Origin of the sequence: Acinetobacter sp. YH12072, from assembly GCF_013419565.1 — a bacterium.
Lineage (GTDB): Bacteria > Pseudomonadota > Gammaproteobacteria > Pseudomonadales > Moraxellaceae > Acinetobacter.
Genome location: NZ_VOZV01000001.1, coordinates 178,576 through 199,294, shown reverse-complemented (window position 1 = coordinate 199,294; position 20,719 = coordinate 178,576). Strand labels below are relative to the sequence as shown.

At 44.0% G+C, this 20,719-nt stretch carries 17 protein-coding genes; 9 read left to right on the top strand and 8 right to left on the bottom strand.

The window, feature by feature from the left end; translation table 11 throughout:
- Positions 1 to 24: 24 nt before the first annotated feature.
- The 7 genes from FTU19_RS00995 to FTU19_RS00965 all read right to left on the bottom strand — a co-directional run bounded on the left by FTU19_RS00995 (position 25) and on the right by FTU19_RS00965 (position 6,132).
- The gene (locus FTU19_RS00995; RefSeq protein ID WP_180002083.1) at positions 25 to 399 is read right to left on the bottom strand and encodes a hypothetical protein; all 375 of its coding nucleotides are present in this window, start codon (positions 397 to 399) and stop codon (positions 25 to 27) included.
- Positions 400 to 606: 207 nt separating this feature from the next.
- Positions 607 to 1,497, bottom strand: a complete 891-nt coding sequence (xerA, locus tag FTU19_RS00990) for a site-specific tyrosine recombinase/integron integrase (RefSeq protein ID WP_180129955.1) — start codon at positions 1,495 to 1,497, stop codon at positions 607 to 609.
- Positions 1,498 to 1,523: 26 nt separating this feature from the next.
- A complete protein-coding gene (locus tag FTU19_RS00985) occupies positions 1,524 to 2,141 on the bottom strand; it encodes an alpha/beta fold hydrolase (protein ID WP_180129907.1) in 618 nt (205 codons plus the stop codon).
- Between the two features lie 95 nt (positions 2,142 to 2,236).
- Entirely contained in the window at positions 2,237 to 3,082 is an 846-nt protein-coding gene (dapF, locus tag FTU19_RS00980; protein WP_004784684.1) for a diaminopimelate epimerase, read from the bottom strand.
- 12 nt (positions 3,083 to 3,094) lie between these two features.
- Positions 3,095 to 4,339, bottom strand: coding sequence for a diaminopimelate decarboxylase (lysA, locus tag FTU19_RS00975; RefSeq protein WP_159124420.1), 1,245 nt, complete (start codon positions 4,337 to 4,339; stop codon positions 3,095 to 3,097).
- 24 nt (positions 4,340 to 4,363) lie between these two features.
- Complete coding sequence (locus tag FTU19_RS00970; RefSeq protein WP_005236736.1) at positions 4,364 to 4,597, bottom strand: lipoprotein; 234 nt, start codon at positions 4,595 to 4,597, stop codon at positions 4,364 to 4,366.
- 131 nt (positions 4,598 to 4,728) lie between these two features.
- Positions 4,729 to 6,132, bottom strand: a complete 1,404-nt coding sequence (locus FTU19_RS00965) for an amino acid permease (RefSeq protein WP_005236737.1) — start codon at positions 6,130 to 6,132, stop codon at positions 4,729 to 4,731.
- Positions 6,133 to 6,453: 321 nt separating this feature from the next.
- Here FTU19_RS00965 and FTU19_RS00960 point away from each other — a divergent pair, with 321 nt between their 5' ends.
- Positions 6,454 to 7,800 carry a sodium:alanine symporter family protein gene (locus FTU19_RS00960; RefSeq protein ID WP_034701324.1) on the top strand — a complete coding sequence of 449 codons (1,347 nt, stop codon included), beginning with the start codon at positions 6,454 to 6,456 and terminating at the stop codon, positions 7,798 to 7,800.
- Positions 7,801 to 7,872: 72 nt separating this feature from the next.
- Here FTU19_RS00960 and FTU19_RS00955 read toward each other — a convergent pair whose 3' ends face one another.
- A complete protein-coding gene (locus FTU19_RS00955) occupies positions 7,873 to 8,304 on the bottom strand; it encodes a hypothetical protein (RefSeq protein ID WP_179992791.1) in 432 nt (143 codons plus the stop codon).
- Positions 8,305 to 8,492: 188 nt separating this feature from the next.
- On the opposite strand from FTU19_RS00955, the gene radA reads away from it, so the two are divergent.
- The 8 genes from radA (at position 8,493) to FTU19_RS00915 (ending at position 20,703) form a co-directional block, all read left to right on the top strand.
- The gene (radA, locus tag FTU19_RS00950; RefSeq protein WP_166137748.1) at positions 8,493 to 9,881 is read left to right on the top strand and encodes a DNA repair protein RadA; all 1,389 of its coding nucleotides are present in this window, start codon (positions 8,493 to 8,495) and stop codon (positions 9,879 to 9,881) included.
- A gap of 117 nt (positions 9,882 to 9,998) precedes the next feature.
- On the top strand, positions 9,999 to 11,003 hold the full coding sequence (locus FTU19_RS00945; protein ID WP_166137751.1) for a Tim44 domain-containing protein: 1,005 nt from the start codon (positions 9,999 to 10,001) through the stop codon (positions 11,001 to 11,003).
- 249 nt (positions 11,004 to 11,252) lie between these two features.
- Entirely contained in the window at positions 11,253 to 11,777 is a 525-nt protein-coding gene (locus FTU19_RS00940; protein WP_166137754.1) for a tetratricopeptide repeat protein, read from the top strand.
- A 305-nt stretch (positions 11,778 to 12,082) separates the two neighbouring features.
- Complete coding sequence (ahcY, locus tag FTU19_RS00935) at positions 12,083 to 13,465, top strand: adenosylhomocysteinase (protein ID WP_005236746.1); 1,383 nt, start codon at positions 12,083 to 12,085, stop codon at positions 13,463 to 13,465.
- A gap of 184 nt (positions 13,466 to 13,649) precedes the next feature.
- A complete protein-coding gene (gene metF / locus FTU19_RS00930; RefSeq protein ID WP_005236747.1) occupies positions 13,650 to 14,486 on the top strand; it encodes a methylenetetrahydrofolate reductase [NAD(P)H] in 837 nt (278 codons plus the stop codon).
- Between the two features lie 31 nt (positions 14,487 to 14,517).
- Positions 14,518 to 15,228, top strand: coding sequence for a 16S rRNA (uracil(1498)-N(3))-methyltransferase (locus tag FTU19_RS00925; protein ID WP_180010634.1), 711 nt, complete (start codon positions 14,518 to 14,520; stop codon positions 15,226 to 15,228).
- Positions 15,229 to 15,405: 177 nt separating this feature from the next.
- Positions 15,406 to 18,282: a bifunctional diguanylate cyclase/phosphodiesterase gene (locus FTU19_RS00920; protein ID WP_180129904.1), complete on the top strand. Its 2,877-nt coding sequence runs from the start codon at positions 15,406 to 15,408 to the stop codon at positions 18,280 to 18,282.
- Positions 18,283 to 18,423: 141 nt separating this feature from the next.
- Positions 18,424 to 20,703, top strand: coding sequence for an NADP-dependent malic enzyme (locus FTU19_RS00915; protein ID WP_005236761.1), 2,280 nt, complete (start codon positions 18,424 to 18,426; stop codon positions 20,701 to 20,703).
- Positions 20,704 to 20,719 lie beyond the last annotated feature (16 nt).

The window sequence follows — 20,719 nt, the reverse complement described above, 5'->3', positions numbered from 1 at the left end:
GACCTTAGTCATCCTTCATGTTCATTAAACTTGCAGAAAGTCACGATGCACATGACTCAGTTCAATCAGTTCATAAGACTTCAGATCGAAAATATTCCAAATTTCGAGCGCATCTTCTTTCAGGTCAACAGCTTTACTGGCTCGCTGCGTGGTCTGCCATTGCAGATCAGAAATCCATAGATAATACTGGTCTGTCTCAGGATTATAAGCCTGTATTTTCCCTTCTGCATTAATCCCTTGCACAATTGCCCCTTCAGGGAGAACGGCTTCAATAGTGGGCAAGCTAATCTCAACAAAATGTTTGATCTGGCGTAAACCATAACCCGCGAACATGTCTTTTTGAGCTGGGCTTAACTGCGCATACTTTTGTTGTATATCCGGGATAATTGCTGTGTCCATAAAAATTCCAGTATCGAGATCGCTGATTTTCTTTTAAAAATTGATTACTATTTATACTTATATCCGAAAACAGCCATTTGAAAAATAAGACAATAGTGAAATATCTTTCCAACAGTCTGTTCAGGTCATATTTTGAGCATGATACATGAAAGTTTTATGCCATGAATCCTAATCATCCGACAAGCGGAAGAAAACTTTATATTTTCCCTATTCTTTATGCTGTGCCCGCGGATGCGCCTGATCATAAATCTGCGCAAGTCGATCAAAATCAATATGAGTATAAATTTGTGTGGTACTCAAATTGCTATGCCCCAACATTTCCTGAACGGCACGAAGATCACCACTATTCGACAGCATATGGCTGGCAAAACAATGCCGCAATAAATGCGGATGCAGGTCAACATTAACCCCTGCACGCTGCGCCTGAAACTTGACCCGGTTTTCAATTTGCCGTGCACCGAGCGGATTGCCTTTTTGGGTGATAAATACATTCGCGTCAGGTACAAAATCACCATTCCAGAGCGGATAAACTTTTAGCCATTCCATCAGACTGTCTTTGGCTTTTGAACCAAAAGGCACTACCCGGGTTTTATTGCCTTTACCAGTAATACGCAAGAGCTGACGATTAAAATCAACATCCTTGATTCTTAAGCTCTGAATTTCTGCCAAACGTAAACCACTGGAATAGAGTAATTCCAGAATCGCCTTGTCTCTCAACCACATTTGCTGCTGCGCTTCGGTTTCTGGAGCCGGCTGGTCCAGAATCTGGTTCACAGTTTCAATATCCACCATACCCGGCAAAGGACGTGATTGACGTTTCAACTGAAAATCATCAGCCGGATTAAATGCCAGATACTGCGCCTGCTCTGCCCATTTCATGAACTGGCGAATCGAAGAAAGCATCCGCTGCAAGCTACTCGAACTTAATCCGTACTGCTCGACTTTTTCAGCCAGAAATTGGCGTAAATCCGTGGCTTCCACATCATTAAGCACTAGTTGTTGTACTGCGCAGAACTCCAGAAAATCAGCCACATCACGTTCATAGGCCTGCAAGGTATGTTTAGACTGGTTCTGGATCTCACGTTCTTTGAGCCAGATTCCGAGCAAGTCTTTTGCAGAAAGCTTTACTTGCTCCATTCAATTGACTCCAGCCAAGCTTCAATCAGTTCTGCGGTCTGTACTGGATGAGTCGCCGCAAAGAAATGATCCCCGTTTTGAATTATATGCAGGTTTGCATGTTTCAAATTTTGCTTTAAGCATTGCCCCACCTGAACGGTACTTAAAGCGTCTTGATCACCCCAGATCAATAGAACAGGAATCTCAAGATTGCTTAATTGCTCCAGACTAAACACGGTTTGATCTTGTAAAAACCAGTCAGGAACAGCCTTAAACTGTTCGCGATAATTTGTTCGCCAGTCAGCACAACCAAACTGTGATAGATCCAGACCACCAGAAGTTGCCAGTAACACCAGTCCTTTGACTTTCTCTGGATGTTCGAGGGCAAGCCCAACTGCAAGAACTCCCCCCATGGACTGGGCAACCAGAATCGAATCATCCTCAATCTGCTCTGTGATGAGTTCCTGCAGATCATGAAGATTTTGAATAGTTGAATTTGGTTCTACCCCATCGAAGCCCGGATATGTCAATATTTTTGTAGATTGATCTGTTTTTAAATGAGCCAACAACGGCTGCCAAAAGCCTTGGCTGCCTGATGCACCCGGTAAAAACACAAGCTGATTCATAGAGCTGTTGTGATATCAATTAAATATGGAATTCATCCTATCATAAAAAAAGCACCGTACTATGTGCGGTGCTTTTTAGAGAAATAAATGTGGGATTAACCCTGGAAGTAGCGCAAGTCCAGTCGACCTTCATAAACATTGGCGGTTGGGCCCGTCATCCAGACTACATCACCTTCTTTCCATTCAATCTGCAATTTACCACCCGCAAGTTCAATTTCGACCTTGCTAGATAACAAACCACGGCGCATACCAGACACTGCTGCAGCACAGGCACCTGTACCACAAGCCAGTGTTTCGCCTACACCACGCTCATAAACACGTAAACGAGCATGCTTTTCATCAATGATCTGCATAAATCCAGCATTAACGCGTGCCGGGAAACGCACATGAGATTCCACCTGTGGACCAATTTTAGCCACATCAGCAGTCAACACATCCGGAACAATCGTCACTGCATGTGGATTACCCATATTCACCACATCAATCGTCAGTTTCTCACCACCCGCCAGATCGATGTCATACAGATTTTCCGGTTCTTCAGCCACGAATGGAATTTCCTGAGGTAGGAATTTTGGATAACCCATATTCACTCGTACCCAGCCATTGGCACCAAGTTCAGGTTCCACGATTCCAGCTTTGGTCTGTACCTTGATTTTGGTTTTAGTCGTTAATTGACGTTCATGCACGAAACGGGCAAAACAGCGCACACCATTACCGCACTGCTCAACTTCAGAACCATCCGCATTAAAAATACGGTATTTAAAATCTGCACTTGGAATATCAGGCGGTTCAACAATCAAGAGCTGGTCAAAACCCACACCAAAGTTACGATTTGCCAAGCGCTGAATAGTGAGAGTATCCAGATAAGCACGCTGGCTAATCAGGTCTACCACCATAAAATCATTGCCCAGGCCATGCATCTTGGTAAATTCAAGCAACATTATTCAGTCTCCTTAAGGCAATAAACGCTCACGTTCCCAAAGTGATTCAACCGTTTCACGCTCACGAATCAGATGCGCCTGATCACCATCCACCATCACTTCAGCAGCACGGCCACGACTGTTATAGTTTGAACTCATTACGAAACCATATGCACCAGCCCCAAGAACTGCTAGTACATCATTTTCTTTAATGGCAAGCTCGCGTTCTTTGCCCAGGAAATCGCCTGTTTCACAGATCGCGCCCACCACATCCCATTCTTTTGTTTCCACATCTGTACGCGGTGTCACAGACTGAATATCCATCCATGCTTCATATAAAGCTGGACGAATCAGGTCATTCATCGCGGCATCAATGATGGCAAAGTTACGGTGATTGGTTGGTTTCAGCAGATCCACTTTGGTCAGTAACACGCCTGCATTCGCTGAAATACTACGACCCGGTTCCATATACACTTTCAGGCCCAGTTTTTCTAAAGCAGGACGCATGGCATTGGCATATTCTTCAACCGATGGCGGTGTTTCATCTTTATAGGTCACACCCAGACCACCACCAATATCGATGTGTTTCAGGTTGATGCCCATGTCTTTCAGCTTGTCGATCATCACAATGACACGATCCAGCGCATCAACAAACGGCTGAGTTTCAGTCAACTGCGAACCGATATGACAGTCAATCCCGACCACTTCAAGATTTGGCAATGATGCTGCATAAGCATAGGTATCAAATACGCTATCTGATGGAATACCAAATTTGTTTTCTTTTAAACCAGTGGAAATATATGGATGAGTCTTGGCATCAACATCCGGATTAACACGTAGAGAAATCGGCGCTTTAACCTTAAGTTCAGCCGCTACTTTCTGAATACGGTCCAGTTCGGCATAAGATTCCACATTAAAACAGGCGATGCCTACTTCTAATGCCTTTTTAATATCTGCTTCAGATTTACCCAAGCCTGAGAATACGATTTTTGAAGGCTCACCACCGGCTTTCAAGACACGAGCCAGTTCACCACCAGTCACGATATCGAAACCAGCACCCTGCTTGGCCAATACATTCAATACCGCAAGATTAGAGTTTGACTTTACCGCAAAACAGATTTGATGATCGATAAAGCTAAAAGCACGGTCCATATCCAGATAATGCTTTTCAAAAGTTGCTTTTGAATAAACATAAAGTGGTGTGCCAAATTGCTCTGCGAGCTGTTGCAGTGAACATTGCTCAGCATGCAATACCCCATTAATGCGGGTGAAACTCATGAATGTATCCTTTCTCTGAAAGTCTTAAGGAGATGGTGTTGAATCGGATTCAGCGGGCGCTTCAAATTGCTGCTTGACCGGCGCATCCTGTTGTTCATCTGATACTTGCGGTGCAGATTCAGTATTTTTATAGAGTAAATACTTGGCACGTTTATCGTAGTTTGGATCATTTGGAAGATGTAAAGCTCCCGACTGACCACAACCGACCAAGGCAAAACCGACTGTAATTAAACTGATGTAGCAAATGACCTGACGCATCTGACCACCTATATGAGTATTTTCGATGAAGTATAACGCGATCATCCGTATGACCAAAGCGCTAAACGCTAGAGAGTATATTCAGACATAAAAAAACGCCAGCAGATCGCTGACGTTTTTATTGATATGGATTATTTATGTTTCTGTTTATATAAGCCTAAATATCCAATAATCAGCAAAATGAACCAGACCGGACTGACCATCAAGGCACGACGGGTATCATCTTCCAACGATAACACACCAATCATGCCGACAAAGAAAATAATCACGATCCAGCAAGTCACCAACCCACCAGGCAACTTGAATATGGATTTAGCATGCAATTCCGGACGGGTACGGTAATAGATCATGTAGCTCCAGATAATGATCAGCCATACACAGATAAACAGAATAGTCGACAAAGTTGTTGCCAAAGTAAATGCTTCAACCGTATTCGGCACGAAGTACTGTAATGCTGCACCGAGCAATAAACAGATCGCAGAGAAATACAAAGCATTCGCTGGAACGGCGCGCGAATTCAAACGACCAAAGGCTTTCGGTGCCTGTTCTTCACGAGATAAACCGAACAACATACGGCTGGTTGAGAACACTCCACTATTCATCGATGACATTACTGATGACAGCACTACCAGGTTCATGATGATTGCAGCCGCCGCAATACCTGCCTGACTGAACAGATTCACAAACGGAGAAACATTTGGATTGATCTGATCCCATGGTGTTACTGACATCACAATGATCAGAGCCAGCACATAGAAAATAATAATACGGATCGGAATCGAGTTCACCGCTTTCGGCAAGTTACGCTCTGGATCTTTGGTTTCAGCAGCCGTAGTACCAACCAGCTCTACACCTACAAAGGCGAAAATCGCAATCTGGAAACCAGCCAGGAAACCCATAGTTCCTGTCGGGAATAAACCGCCATGATCCCAGATATGGGCAAATGAAGCGACCGTACCTGCATCACTAGTAAAGCCAGTAAAGATCATCCATAAACCTACGGCGATCAGTACAATAATGGCGATAATCTTGATCAAAGCAAACCAGAATTCCATTTCACCAAACAGTTTCACGGTTGCCAGGTTCAAGCCCATAATAAAGACAATAGAGGCAATACTGATCAACACGCCTTCACCCGGAGTAAATGGCAGACCGTTATTAAAGAATTGCAAGTAATAGATAATGGCTGACAAATCCGCGATACCAATCGTGATCCAGCATAACCAGTAGGTCCAGCCGACAAAATAACCTGCCCATGGCCCGATCAGATCGGTGGCAAAATCGATGAAAGATTTATATTGCAGATTGGATAACAGTAATTCACCCAACGCGCGCATGACTAGAAACACCATAAAACCGATGATCATATAGATCACCAGAATGGATGGTCCTGCCAGGCTAATGGTTTTACCTGAACCCATAAACAGGCCGGTGCCAATCGCACCCCCAATGGCAATTAACTGCAGGTGCCGATTGGATAAACTACGCTGTAGCTCACCATCTTCCGATGATGAGTGACTATATTTTTCTGACATTATTTCATTTCAACTTTGAGTTTTAATCGCGACAAATTAACGTAAAAAACCCGGAATACAAAAAGAAAATTCGCATCATTTGTATTTTCCAACTAATCTTGCAAGTTAATTTATTTTTCTTATATCAATATTCATTTATCTTTAGTCTTAGTTTTAAGGCGCAATGAATACAGGATTTTTCTTGTCAAAGCGCTGAAACTATGTAAAAAATAGAATACAAATCCGCCAATATTCGCGTTTAGGATGAGCGCGCATGGCATAGCAATTGCTTTTCAATCAACATCTCAAATAAAGCTGACACGGATAAATAAGAAGAAATTTATGCAAAATTTACAAAGCATCATGGAAACCGTCAGTGGCTGGGTCTGGGGCCCATATATGCTGGTCCTCATTGTCGGTACCGGTATATTCCTGACCTTCCGCCTGCTGTTCTGGCAGTTCCGCATGTTGCCACTGGCCTTTAAACAGGTTTTTGGCAAACACCCTTCGCATGAAGGCGATATTTCCCAGTTTGGCTCACTCATGACCGCACTGTCAGCTACCATCGGTACCGGTAATATTGCCGGTGTCGCAACTGCCTGTGTACTGGGTGGTCCTGGGGCCGTATTCTGGATGTGGATGACTGCCCTGTTCGGAATGGCAACCAAATATGGCGAAGGTGTACTGGCCGTCAAATACCGGGTTAAAAATGAACGCGGTGAAATGTCTGGCGGTCCAATGTATTACATTGAGCGTGGCCTGAAATGGAAATGGCTGGCGCTGATTTTTGCGTTCTTTGGTGCTGTCGCATCTTTCGGAATTGGTAGTTCAGTTCAGTCCAACACTGTTGCACTCGCGGTAGAAAATGGTTTCGGTCTGGAAACCTGGGTTACAGGGATCGTGATCACTGCGTTTTCTGCACTGGTAATTCTAGGCGGGATTAAGTGGATTTCTAGAGCTGCTTCCTTCATCGTTCCAATTATGGCGATTGGTTATGTGGCGGGCGGTCTGATCATTATTTTCACCCATCTCGATTTAGTGGGTCCTGCACTAAAAATGATTTTCACCTATGCTTTTACTGGTGAAGCTGCCGTAGGTGGTGCGATTGGTGCGGCGATTCGTTATGGTGTCGCGCGTGGTGTATTCTCAAATGAAGCTGGTATGGGTTCAGCACCGATTGCCGCAGCTGCTGCAAAAACCGATCACCCTGCACGTCAAGGATTGGTTTCCATGACCGGAACCTTTATTGACACGATTATTGTCTGTTCGATTACCGGTATTGTCCTAGTGATGGGCTTCATCATGGCCGGCAGTGATTTTGGTGGACAAACCGGTGCTGTTCTGACCGTTTCTACATTTAACAAACTGCTGCCAGGTGTTGGTGGCTGGATTGTGACCTTCGGCATTATCTTCTTCGCCTATTCCACCATTTTAGGCTGGAGCTACTACGGGGAAAAATGTGCCACTTATCTGCTCGGTGAGAAATTTGTATTCCCTTATCGCATCATCTATATCCTGTCAGTATTTATTGGCTGTGTCGCGACACTAGATCTGGTCTGGCTGTTTGCAGATACCTTCAACGGTTTGATGGCGATTCCAAACTTGATCGGCCTGTTACTACTGTCTGGAGTGATCGTGAAAGAATCCAAAGATTTTATTGCTCGCCGTAAATCAGGTGAACTGTATTAATCAAATTTAAAACCCTTAATAAAAAGGCCACGTTCATCGTGGCTTTTTTATTATTTAAGTTTGCTAAAAATATCAGTTCACACGGCCAGAAAATTCATCGTCATCATCATGAGCTTGATTTAGATTTAAGAATTCTTCACGATCGGCTTCAATTTCCAGCGCAGTTTCTAGAGATAATACAAAGAACAGCACTCCCGGAATCTTCATCTCCCCTTCGGCATCTTCCAGATGTTCACTGACCATTTGGTAAACCGGATGGGCTTCATCAAATGGCACATCGATATAAAGATCACCTGAATAACTTTCAATTACGCCAGGCTGTTCTATCCCCATACAGGGTGCAAAGTTAATTTGGCGTTGCTCCAGCCATTCCACTAGGTTCTGCCGCAAATGATAGGACTCAGCATCTGCATTTTCATGTTCGTAATTTTCAAAATGTACAAATAATACATCACGGTCTTTTTCACGTGCGATCGCATCGATATGTTTTAAAAGTTGTGGCATGTCAGGATTCCTGTACCCGTGATGAATTTTCTCATTATAGAAGGTATTTCACTTTCATGTAGAAAGGTAAATTCATATGCGTCATATGCTGACGTAAATCAGTGACTTTTTCAGCCAAAGGTCTTGGTTTTCAGTCTCATTCACCGCTATGCTGTAGCCCCCATTCCCAATATTTATTTTCGGAAATTATGGCTAAAGCAAAAAGTGTGTATCGTTGTGAACAATGTGGAGCAGACCATCCTAAATGGGCGGGTCAGTGTTCTGAATGTGGGGAATGGAACAGTCTGGTAGAAGTCAGTATTGCGCCAGCAACGACACATCGTGCTCAGCCAAAAATTGGAGGTTATGCCGGTCAGGCAGCTGCGATTACTACCTTAAATAAAGTGTCTGTTTCACATGAAACCCGTCTGCAAACCGGGATTGGCGAATTTGACCGAGTCTTAGGTGGTGGTCTCGTTACAGGTTCCGTGGTGCTAATTGGTGGTGATCCGGGGATTGGTAAGTCAACTATCTTATTGCAAACTGCAACCCATATGGCAGCCGGCAACAGCTCTGCTCTCTATGTCACAGGTGAAGAATCCCTGTCTCAGGTGGCATTGCGTGCCCAGCGTCTGGACTTACCCACAGACCAGTTGAAAGTCATGGCAGAAACCTGTGTGGAACGCATTTGCGAGGTGCTTGCACAGGAACGTCCTGCTGTTGCGATTCTGGATTCGATTCAGACTTTATATACCGAAACCTTGCAGTCTGCGCCAGGTGGTGTATCACAGATCCGTGAGTCTGCCGCCCTACTGACCCGTTTCGCCAAGAATAGCGGAACTGCCCTGTTTATTGTCGGTCATGTGACTAAAGAAGGTGCCTTAGCAGGTCCACGTGTATTGGAACATATGGTGGACTGTGTGCTGTATTTTGAAGGCCAGTCGGATTCTCGTTACCGTATGATCCGCGCAGTCAAAAACCGTTTCGGTGCAGTCAATGAACTTGGCGTCTTTGGCATGACCGATAAAGGTCTGCGTGAAGTCGCCAATCCATCTGCCATTTTCCTCAGTCGTTATGATGAAGCGATTCCAGGTTCCATCGTCATGATTAGCCGTGAAGGAACTCGCCCACTCCTGGTTGAAGTTCAGGCTTTGGTCGATGATGCCCATGGTCAGCCACGCCGTGTAGCCTTAGGTTTAGAACAGAATCGTCTGAATATGCTACTGGCTGTAATGCATCGTCATGGTGGCGTACAAACATCCGGTCAGGATGTCTATGTCAATATCGTCGGTGGTTTAAAAATTACCGAAACCGGTTCTGACCTGGCTGTACTTTTAGCGTGTGCATCCAGTATCCGGACTAAAGCCTTGCCTCAGCAACTCGCTGTTTTTGGTGAAGTTGGTCTTTCTGGTGAAATTCGTCCAGTGCCGAATGGTCAGGAACGTCTGAAAGAGGCAGTCAAACATGGTTTTAAATATATTATTTTACCGCGTGCCAATGCACCGCAAAAACCGATTCCCGGCGTACAGGTCATTGCTGTAGCCCGATTGCATGAAGCCCTGAGTGAAGCCATGAGCCTAAGTGATGAACTCAGTTAGTTTTAATCGATAAATCTTGCAAAAAGCTTAAAAAAATACACATTTTTGATTGAAATCCCCTATAAAGCCTATATAAATAGAGTATTCAAATAAGTTTTTTTCACATAGGAAAATTGAATGGAAGTTCGACAGCGTGGTTTGATTGCAGGTCTTTTAACAGCAGCATTACTGGTTGCTCCTTTAACTGCTGAAGCAAAACGTGCCGGTGGCGGTAAAAGCCATGGTATGCAACGTTCTGCTGCGCCTACTCAATCTTATCAACAACCTCGTCAAGCTGCGCCAGCACAACAGGCTCCAGCCGCTGGTGCTGCAACTCAGCAAAGATCTGGCCCAGGTGTAGGTAGTATGGTTGCTGCCGGTGTAGCAGGTGCTGCCGTGGGTGCGGTTGCTGCCAATGCGCTGGCTGATGACAAAGAAGTACAAGCGGCTTCTGAAGCTCAAGCAGCTCAACAGCAACAAGAGGAAAAAGGTGGTATTCCTGGCTGGATCTGGATCTTGCTTGCTGCCGCTGTTGCCTTCTTCATTTTCCGTAAGATGGGCGCAAAAAAAAAAGTAGCTTCTAATCCATACGCTCCAAATAGTGGTGCTGGTCATTCAGCACCATTTGGTCAGACACCTCCTCGCGGTGGTGACAATACCAATATTTTTGGTCAGAACGTGGGTGGTAGCACACCAAGCACAAATGCTCCGTTTGGTTCAGCTCCGGTAAATAATGCGCCATTTGGTGCAGCCTATACCAATAGCGGCAACCAGCTTCCAGATGGTACAGAACCTGCGACTTTCTTACGTGTTGCACGTCAGCGCTTTAACCACATTCAGTCAATGAATACGGCGAGCAATATTTCAGAAATTAAACGTTACCTGACTCCTGATCTTTACCAGTCGATGTATAACGATATTATGGCAAATCAGGATCAGGACGTAGCTGAGTTCTCTAACCTGAATGCAATGGTTGTGGATTCATCGAATGAGAATGGTCAATACGTAGTAAGCGTACGCTTCACTGGTACTGTAAGTGAAGACTTGAATAGCCAACCTCAACCGTTTGCTGAAATCTGGCACTTTGTCAAACCTGCCGGTTCTCAACAAGATTGGGTGGTTGCAGGAATCCAGCAAGACTAAATTCTTATCTCATTAATCGTATATCAACAGCGGCTTTCGGGCCTCTGTTTTGCTTTCTGAATCATGGAAAAATATTTAAATTTATTCTTGTTCTCTTTCTATTCGTTTTATTGTTATTCCTCTAAACAAATAGCTTAGTTTGCGTGTTTTAAGCGCTATCAGTCGACTTTTATACAAAAGCCAGTTTTCGGATTGGCTTTTTTATTTTGAACCTTTTAATCTAGATACAAAGATATTTGAGATACTGACATGACTGAGCGTGTTTCTCCCCCTGCCACGCTGGCAAACCGCGCATTGGCAGGCAATGCCGAAGCCCAATTTGAGCTTGCCGAGCTCTATATGCAAAGCGAGCATGACGAAGACATCATGCTGGCCGAAGAGTGGGCATTGAAAGCAGCCAATGGTGGCTGGGTTGAAGCCATGTACTGGCTCGGTGAGGGTTATACGGTTTATGCCAAAGAAATCGCTGAGGAAGACCCAGAAGATTCTAAAGCTCACTTTGAGTTAGCCTATTACTGGTTGAGCAAAGCCAATTTCGAAAAACACTCTGCAGCGACTTTAGAACTGGCTGGTTTTTACCGTCGTGGTGATGTGGTCGAAAAAGATGTTGAAAAATCTATCGCTCTTGTAAAGCAAGCAGCTGAATGGGGTGAAGTTCAAGCCATGCGTGATCTTGCCTTTATTTATGCCAATGGTCTTGGTGTGGCCGCTGATGACATACAGGCAGATTACTGGACTAAGAAAGCAGATGAAATTGAGCAGGACATAGAATAAATAACAAGCCCGTCAGATGATGGGCTTTTTTACGAGAATAAAACTTTATTTCAGTTTTCAAATATCAGGATATTTCTCAAAATATTTTCAAAATTTTCTTATTAGTCAGATAATAAACAATTTCGGATTGGAACCAAATTAATTTCCAAGTACAATACCTCGCTAGTCGAGGGATGCTGCGACGTTTTACAGGTACGAAATGTAAAAGCGCCAGGCTCGACGATCGGTCCAACTTTTTCTAGACGGACCAACAACGGCATCCGCGAACTGAATGATCAATTATTGTTTTTTATAAGGAGATCGTGATGAACGCGGTTAATGCTTCATTTACAGATTATAAAGTTGCCGATATTTCCCTAGCTGACTACGGCCGTAAAGAAATCAAACTTGCAGAAGCTGAAATGCCAGCCCTAATGGGTTTGCGTAAACGCTACTCAGCTGCTAAACCGCTTGCTGGTGCCAAAATTCTTGGCTGTATCCACATGACTATTCAAACTGCGGTTTTAATTGAAACTCTGGTTGAATTAGGCGCTGAAGTTCGCTGGACTTCTTGTAACATCTTCTCTACTCAAGACCATGCTGCTGCTGCAATCGCTGCACGCGGTATTCCTGTATTTGCATGGAAAGGCGAAACAGAAGAAGAATACATGTGGTGTCTTGAACAACAGATTAATGTCAATGGCAAACCTTGGGATGCCAATATGATTCTGGATGATGGCGGTGATTTGACAGCTGTTGTTCACGAAAAATATCCTGAACTGATTGCAAAAATTCACGGGATTACTGAAGAAACAACTACAGGTGTAGCACGTCTTCTGGAAATGTGGAAAGACGGCTCTCTGAAAGTTCCTGCGATCAACGTCAACGATTCAGTAACCAAGTCTAAAAACGACAACAAATACGGTTGCCGTCACTCTCTAAATGATGCGATCAAACGTGCAACTGACATGCTGCTTTCTGGCCGTCGTGCATTAGTGATCGGCTATGGTGACGTAGGTAAAGGTTCTGCTCAGTCTCTTCGTCAAGAAGGCATGATCGTACGTGTTTCTGAAATCGATCCAATCTGTGCAATGCAAGCATGCATGGACGGTTATGAAGTGGTTTCTCCATACAAAAATGGCGTTCAAACTGGCAAAAAAGAAGATGTGAACGTTGATCTTCTTCAAAATACCGACCTGATCGTGACTACCACTGGTAACTACCACGTATGTGACGCTGCAATGTTGGATACACTGAAAGCTGGCGCAGTGGTTTGTAACATCGGTCACTTCGACACTGAAATCGATACTAACTACCTACGTGGTTACAAATGGGTTGAAGTGAAACCTCAAGTACACCAAGTATATCGTTCAGAAAATGAAAATGATTACCTGATCCTGCTTTCTGAAGGTCGTCTGGTAAACCTGGGTAATGCAACTGGTCACCCATCACGTGTGATGGACGGTTCATTCGCGAACCAAGTATTGGGTCAAATGCACCTGTTCGCTGAGAAATTTGCGGATCTTCCTGAAGATCAAAAACAAGCAGCGATTCGTGTAGAACTGCTTCCTAAGAAATTAGACGAAGAAGTTGCTGCTGCAATGGTTGCCGGTTTCGGTGGTGTTCTGACTCAATTGACTCCAGAACAGGCAGACTACCTAGGCGTACCTGTTGAAGGTCCATTCAAGTCTGATGCTTATAAATACTAATTTTTGATTTCCACCTCACCCCGGCCCTCTCCTGAGCGTGCTTCAAGCACTGCTTTGAAGCTCAGCGCAAGAGAGGGAACATTCATTACCAAATGTATGTCATCGAGGGTAAGTCCTCTCCTTCCAGGAGAGGATTTAGGAGAGGTCAAACTAATTAAAAAGTATTTATAAAAAGGATTTGAACATGTCTAAACAGATTCCAATTTCTTTTGAGTTTTTCCCGACCAAAACCGATGCGGGTGCAGAAAAACTTAAAACCGTACATCAAGAACTACAACTGCTGAACCCAGAATTCTTTTCTGTGACGTATGGCGCGGGTGGTTCAACACGCGAACGTACTTTATCTACGATCAATGACTTTAATGGTAAAGGTACACCCGTTGCCCCTCACCTGTCTTGTATCGGCGATGATAAAGCGCGTATTGCTGAACTGCTTGATTTGTATAAGGCACAAGGAATTAACCGTATTGTCGCGCTGCGTGGTGACTTGCCATCTGGTCAGGTGGGCCTGGGTGAATTGCCTTATGCACAGGATCTGGTTCGCTTTATCCGTGAACATTCAGGTGACCACTTCCATATTGAAGTTGCCGCTTATCCTGAAATGCATCCACAAGCAGACAGCTTTGATAAAGATATTCAGCACTTTGTGGATAAGGTAAATGCAGGTGCCAATGCTGCATTAACGCAATTCTTCTTTAATCCGGATGCTTATTTCTACTTTGTAGAACGTATCCAGAAAGCTGGAATTGATATTCCAGTAGCGCCAGGTATCATGCCAATTACCAATGCCAGCAACCTGATTCGCTTCGCAGATGGTACAGGTGCTGAAATTCCACGCTGGATTCGCAAGCAACTAGCAACTTATGGTGATGACACTGCAAGTATCAAAGCCTTTGGTCATGAAGTCGTCGTAAAATTCTGCGAACGCCTGATTGCTGGCGGTGCACCAAGCCTGCATTTCTACACCATGAATACCACTGATCCAACCCGTCAACTTGTTAAAGACCTCGGTCTTGCATAAGTAAAATACCTGATTTGAGAGTAAAACTTTAATGCCACGTTTTTTTATTGAAGCTGATTTAGCAGTAGATACCACTGTAGAACTGACTGAAACAGTGTTTCATCATTGGGTTAAAGTTTTACGTGCTCAAGTCGGCGAAAAAGCCACCCTGTTTAATGGACAAGGTGGTGAATATGAAGTTGAACTGGTTGAAGTTTCCAAAAAGTCGGCTGCTGTACAGGTCAATAGTTACAACCCTACGGATCGCACACCCAAATTTAAAGCCTTGCTTGGCCAGGTCATGAGTAAAGGTGACCGCATGGATTATGCGATCCAGAAAGCGGTCGAACTGGGTGTATCTGAAATTCAGCTTTTAACCTCTGAACGCTGTGAGATGCGCCTGAAATACGACCGCGACCAGAAAAAACTGGATCATTGGCAAGGTGTGGCGATTGCCGCTTGCGAACAGTGTGGAATGAATATTGTTCCTAAAATTTTAGCGCCAATGTCACTTGAAAAATGGCTGGAAACTGATCTTCCTACTACCAAACTGGTGCTAGCGCCAAATAAAGAAGAAATTGATGTTCTGGTGAATGCCACGCCGGATATTGCCTTGCTGATTGGTCCTGAAGGCGGCTTGAGTGAAGCAGAAATCCTAGCGGCGAATGCGCAAGGCTTTGTCAATTGGTGTATTGGTGAACGTGTCCTGCGTACCGAAACTGCTCCTGTCGTTGCTCTCTCAATTTTGAATTACACTATTTAAGCGGTCAAAATTGTAAAATTTAGTTATTAATTTTATTGATTTTTATTTATAAGCACTCTACTCTTGAGTCAATAATAATGAAACACATATTGATTGATTTAAGAATCATTCAGGCTTGAATAAAAATTAAAATCTAGGATAAAAACCGTTCAGGACGAATACAAGGCACTTAATTATATGATTGATAATCAAGAGGCTTATATCAAAGAGCACTTGCATCGTGCTCAGATTGCGAACACGCTTCGACATAGCCGATATTTTCTGTTAAGTATCATGATTATTTGCCTCTATATTTTCTGTGTTTATCACATTCAATATAGCTTATCGAATAGTTATTTTAATCTCTGGTTTATCCTGACTGAAATTACCGTCAGCATGTGCTGGCTCATCAATACCCTGTATTTTAAGCCTGAACAATATCAACTAAAAAATGCGCATTACTGGTTACAAATTCAGAGCCTTGCGGTAGGTTGCTGTATCGCTTCCGGTATTTCCCTGATCTATTATTACTTGCCGCAGGCCAATATCAATTTTGATGAAATAGAAGCACTAACCCTTTCGGCTTTGCTATTAATCGTGACTCAAGCCTTCGGTCTAACTTATTTAACCCAGAAGCTCAGTTACTTTTCACTGGTATTTTTACCTTCATTAGTACCCTTTTTACTCTTTCAGTTTTTTCATATTTCTGGTGCCAATCCGGTCTTTGGTCTAGCTCTAAATTTTGCAGTTATTGTGATCCTGCTCTGTGCCAATAGTACCTATCGTATTCATACCCGTACTTCCCGCCTTTATGCAGAAAATGAATTGCTGGTGAGTAATGCCGAACAGCAGGTCGCCTGGACTGATGAACTGTGCAAACAATTACAAACAGAAGTCAATAAATCCAAAGATATTGAACTGGAGCTACAACTCAGCAACCAGTTACTGGAACAGAAAGTTCGTGAACGTACTTATGATATTGAACAGATTAATATTGATCTGAAAAACCAGCAGCAAAACCTTGAACTGACTCATGAAATCGCCGGTATCCGTCCATGGGACTGGAATATCAAAGACCGCAGTATTTTGCTGACCAATCATAAAGATGAGAAGGTACAACGGAAATCCAGTGAGCATCATTTGCAGTTACAACATATGATTCATCCCGATGATCTGGCTGCATTCAAAAGCAATATGAAACAGCATCTGCGTGGGAAAACTGAGCGCTATGAAGTAACTTACCGGATTCAGCAAGCGCCGGGAGTCTGGAGTTGGGTACATGATGTAGGCCGGGTGATCAGTCGTGATCCCGAAACTCACCGTCCTTTACGCATGGTGGGAATTTTGCGTGATATTCAACAGGAACGTAGTTCTCAAGAACGCCTGAAACTGGCAGCCAGTGTAATTGAGCAAGCAGCTGAAGGGATCTTCATCCTAAATGATGAATTACGTTATATCGAAGTGAACCCTTATTTCGAAAATTTGTCCGGTTTTGAACGTAATGACATCTTGGGTAAATATCTATTTGATATTACTGCGAGTCATAAGTCACAGCAGCGCAGCATTCATTCCAATATCATCAAACAAGTCGTTAAAATCGGTTCCTTTGATGGCGAACTGAGTGAGAAATTCCTGTCTGGCAAAGAGATGCCACTCTGGTTACATATCAATGCGATTACCGATGATGAAGGCCGTATCACCCACTATATCGGCATCGTTTCTGATCTGACTGAGCGTAAATTACAGGAACAACGCCTGTCTTATCTGGAAAATTATGACACGCTGACCGATTTGCCAAACCGTTTCTACTATAACTACCAGTTGCATCAGTATCTGATGACACAAAAAGATTCCATCAAGAAAATGGCGGTGATCCGACTCAATATCGACCGTTTCCGTCCATTGAATGAATATCTGTCTAATAATGGCGGTGATGAGCTATTGCGTCAGGTGGCACAGCGCTTACGTCTGACCAATGCTGAAGCCCTGTTTGTGGCCCATCTAAATGGCGATGACTTTGCAATTTTGTATGAAATCTCGCATATTCGCCCATCTGTACAGGAACACTGTCAACGAATTGCTGAAGCCTTCCAGGCTCCTTTCCATATTTTTGGTCAGGATTATGTGATTACCCTGTCGATGGGTGTGGCTTTCTATCCGGATCATGGCCGTCAGTTAGACTATTTAAATAACTGTGCTGAACAGGCGCTGAGTGAAGCCAAAAATCTCGGCGGGAATACCATCCATTTCTACTCCAATGAAAATACAGCCTTACTGGAACAGGGAATTTTCATTGAACGCGATCTGCGTAAAGCCATTCAGAATGGCGAACTCGTAGTTTATTATCAGCCGAAAATTAATTTCAATGACCAGCACATTTATGGCTTTGAAGCTTTAGTACGCTGGAAACACCCTGAGAAAGGCATCATTCCACCCGGCCTGTTTATTCCTTTAGCGGAACAGACCAGCCTGATTTCCGAGATCGGCCGTTTGGTGATTCAGCAAACTGCTAAACAGATTCGTGAATGGAATGATCTTGGCTTTCATAATATCTGTGTCTCTGTGAATATCGTGGCGCAGCAACTGCGTCGTGGTCAGTTACTTGATGATCTGGATCAGGCCATTACCGAAAACCAGATTTCTGGCACCAGTCTGGAACTGGAAATTACTGAATCTTCACTGATTGAAAACTCTGAATCTGTCAAAAATCTGCTGAACCAGATCAAGCAGCGCCAGATTAATATCTCGCTGGATGACTTCGGTACCGGCTATTCTTCTTTATCCTATCTTGCCGATTTTCCTATTGACATTCTCAAAATTGACCGCAGTTTTGTCTCTAAAATTGGCGAACATAAACAGGAAGCAATTGTCAGCGCCATGGTCGCGATGGGTAAAGCCATGGGCATGACTGTCGTCGCTGAAGGTATTGAAACTGAAGAACAGCTGCAATATCTACGTGATTTAGATTGTGATATTGCCCAAGGCTACTTCTTCTCCAAGCCATTGCCGGAACTGGAAGCAACTGCATATTTAGAACAGAATCGCGTCGCTGAAACTTATATATATCAAGTCTAAGTCTATATCTACCTCGAATAAGATTGTCGCAAAAATGGTCGACTTTGACTGGGCTAAGTGCTTAACAAATGTTATATTCAGAGCCATAAATGCAATTTTTTACCCGCTTTCTGGGTAATCTTTACAACGATAGAGATACAGATGGACGAACAATCTTTAAAGCAGCAGGCTCTTTACTATCACGAATTCCCTACTCCAGGAAAAATCAGCGTTACACCAAGCAAACAATTGGTCAACCAACGTGACTTAGCCCTTGCTTACTCGCCTGGCGTTGCCGCACCATGTCTTGAGATTGAACGTGATCCTTCAACAGCTGCCCTATATACCGCACGCGGTAACCTGGTTGCAGTGGTCAGTAACGGTACAGCAGTTCTTGGTTTGGGTAATATTGGCCCATTGGCGTCTAAACCGGTCATGGAAGGTAAAGGCGTACTGTTCAAAAAATTTGCGGGTGTTGATGTATTCGATATCGAAATTGCTGAAAATGATCCAGACAAGATTGTTGATATTGTCGCTTCTCTAGAGCCCACTTTTGGCGGGATCAACCTGGAAGACATTAAGGCTCCAGAATGTTTCTATATTGAACAGAAACTTCGTGAACGCATGAAAATTCCTGTGTTCCACGATGACCAGCATGGTACTTCAATCATTGTAGGTTCTGCTCTTCTGAATGCTTTGCAATTAAACGGCAAAAAAATTGATGAAATCAAGATCATTGCTTCAGGTGCCGGCGCTGCTGCCCTATCTTGCTTGAACTTGCTTTGTGCCCTTGGCGCGAAAAAAGAAAATATCATCGTTGCTGACTCACGTGGTCTATTAACAACTAAACGTGAAGGTCTGGACGAATCTAAAAAAGCATATGTACAAGACATTGATGCCTCTCAGATCGGTGATGTGATTGCAGGTGCAGACATGTTCCTGGGTCTTTCTGCAGCCGGTATTCTCACCAAAGAAATGGTGAAACTGATGGCCAAAGATCCAATTATCTTTGCCTTGGCGAATCCAGATCCAGAAATTCTGCCTGAACATGCACACGAAATTCGTGATGACGTCATCATGGCGACTGGCCGTTCTGACTATCCGAACCAGGTAAACAATGCACTGTGCTTCCCTTACATCTTCCGCGGTGCATTAGACGTTGGTGCCACCACCATTAATGAAGAAATGAAAATTGCCTGCGTACACGCGATTGCACGTATGGCACACGTAGAAGCAGATGCTGCATCTTATGGAGAAAAATCAGCTTCTTTCGGCCGTGATTACCTGATTCCTGGTCCACTGGATCAACGCCTGATTCTGGAAATTGCGCCTGCAGTTGCTCAAGCTGCAATGGATTCTGGCGTGGCAACTCGTCCAATTCAGGATTTCTCGGCATATCGTCAACGTCTGTCTGAGTTTGTTTACAACTCAGCCTTCATGATGAAACCAATCTTTGCACAAGCTAAAACAGATCCTAAACGTATCGCTTATGCAGAAGGTGAAGACCTGCGTGTACTGCGTGCTGCGCAAATTGCAGTGGATGAAGGCTTGGCAAAACCGATTCTGGTGGGTCGTCCAGCAGTCATCGAAGCCAATATCAAGAAATTAGGCTTACGTCTTGAAGATGGTGTGAATATCACTATCGTGGATCAGGAAAAGAACCCAGATTACGAAAAATTTGCAGATGACTATTACAACCTGATGCAACGTAAAGGTGTAACGCCTGAATATGCACACCGTGAAGCGCGTCGCCGTTCTACCCTGATCGCTGCGATGCTGGTTCGTCATGGCATGGCGGACGGTATGTTATGTGGTACTTACTCAAGCTATGACATCCATCTGGACTTTGTCAGCAATGTCATCGGCAAACAGGATGGCCATAATACCTTCTTCACCTTAAACGCATTAATGCTTGAAGAGCGCAACCTGTTTATCGCGGATACCTACATCAACCGTAATCCAACGGCTGAACAGCTTGCTGAGATGACGATTCTGGCTGCTGAAGAAGTACGTCGTTTCGGTATTACTCCACGTGTTGCCCTACTTTCTCACTCTAGCTTCGGTTCAGACCAGCACGATGCCAGCGCACAAAAAATGCGCCGTGTATATGAAATCCTTTCTGAAACTGCACCTGAGCTTGAAGTTGAAGGTGAAATGCATGGTGATGCAGCACTGGACGAAAATATCCGTCAGTTTGCATTCCCGAACTCTCGTTTCAAAGGTTCTGCAAACTTGCTGATCATGCCAAATCTGGATGCAGCCAATATTTCGTTTAACCTGTTAAAAGCAACTTCAGGTAATAACGTGACCATTGGTCCTATCCTGCTTGGTGCTGCGAAACCTGTTCATATCCTGACACCAACTGCAACGACTCGTCGCGTAGTGAATATGACTGCGTTAACTGTCGCTGAAATTCAGGAAGCAGAAAAAAACGCGCTTTAAAGAATGTACGCATCAG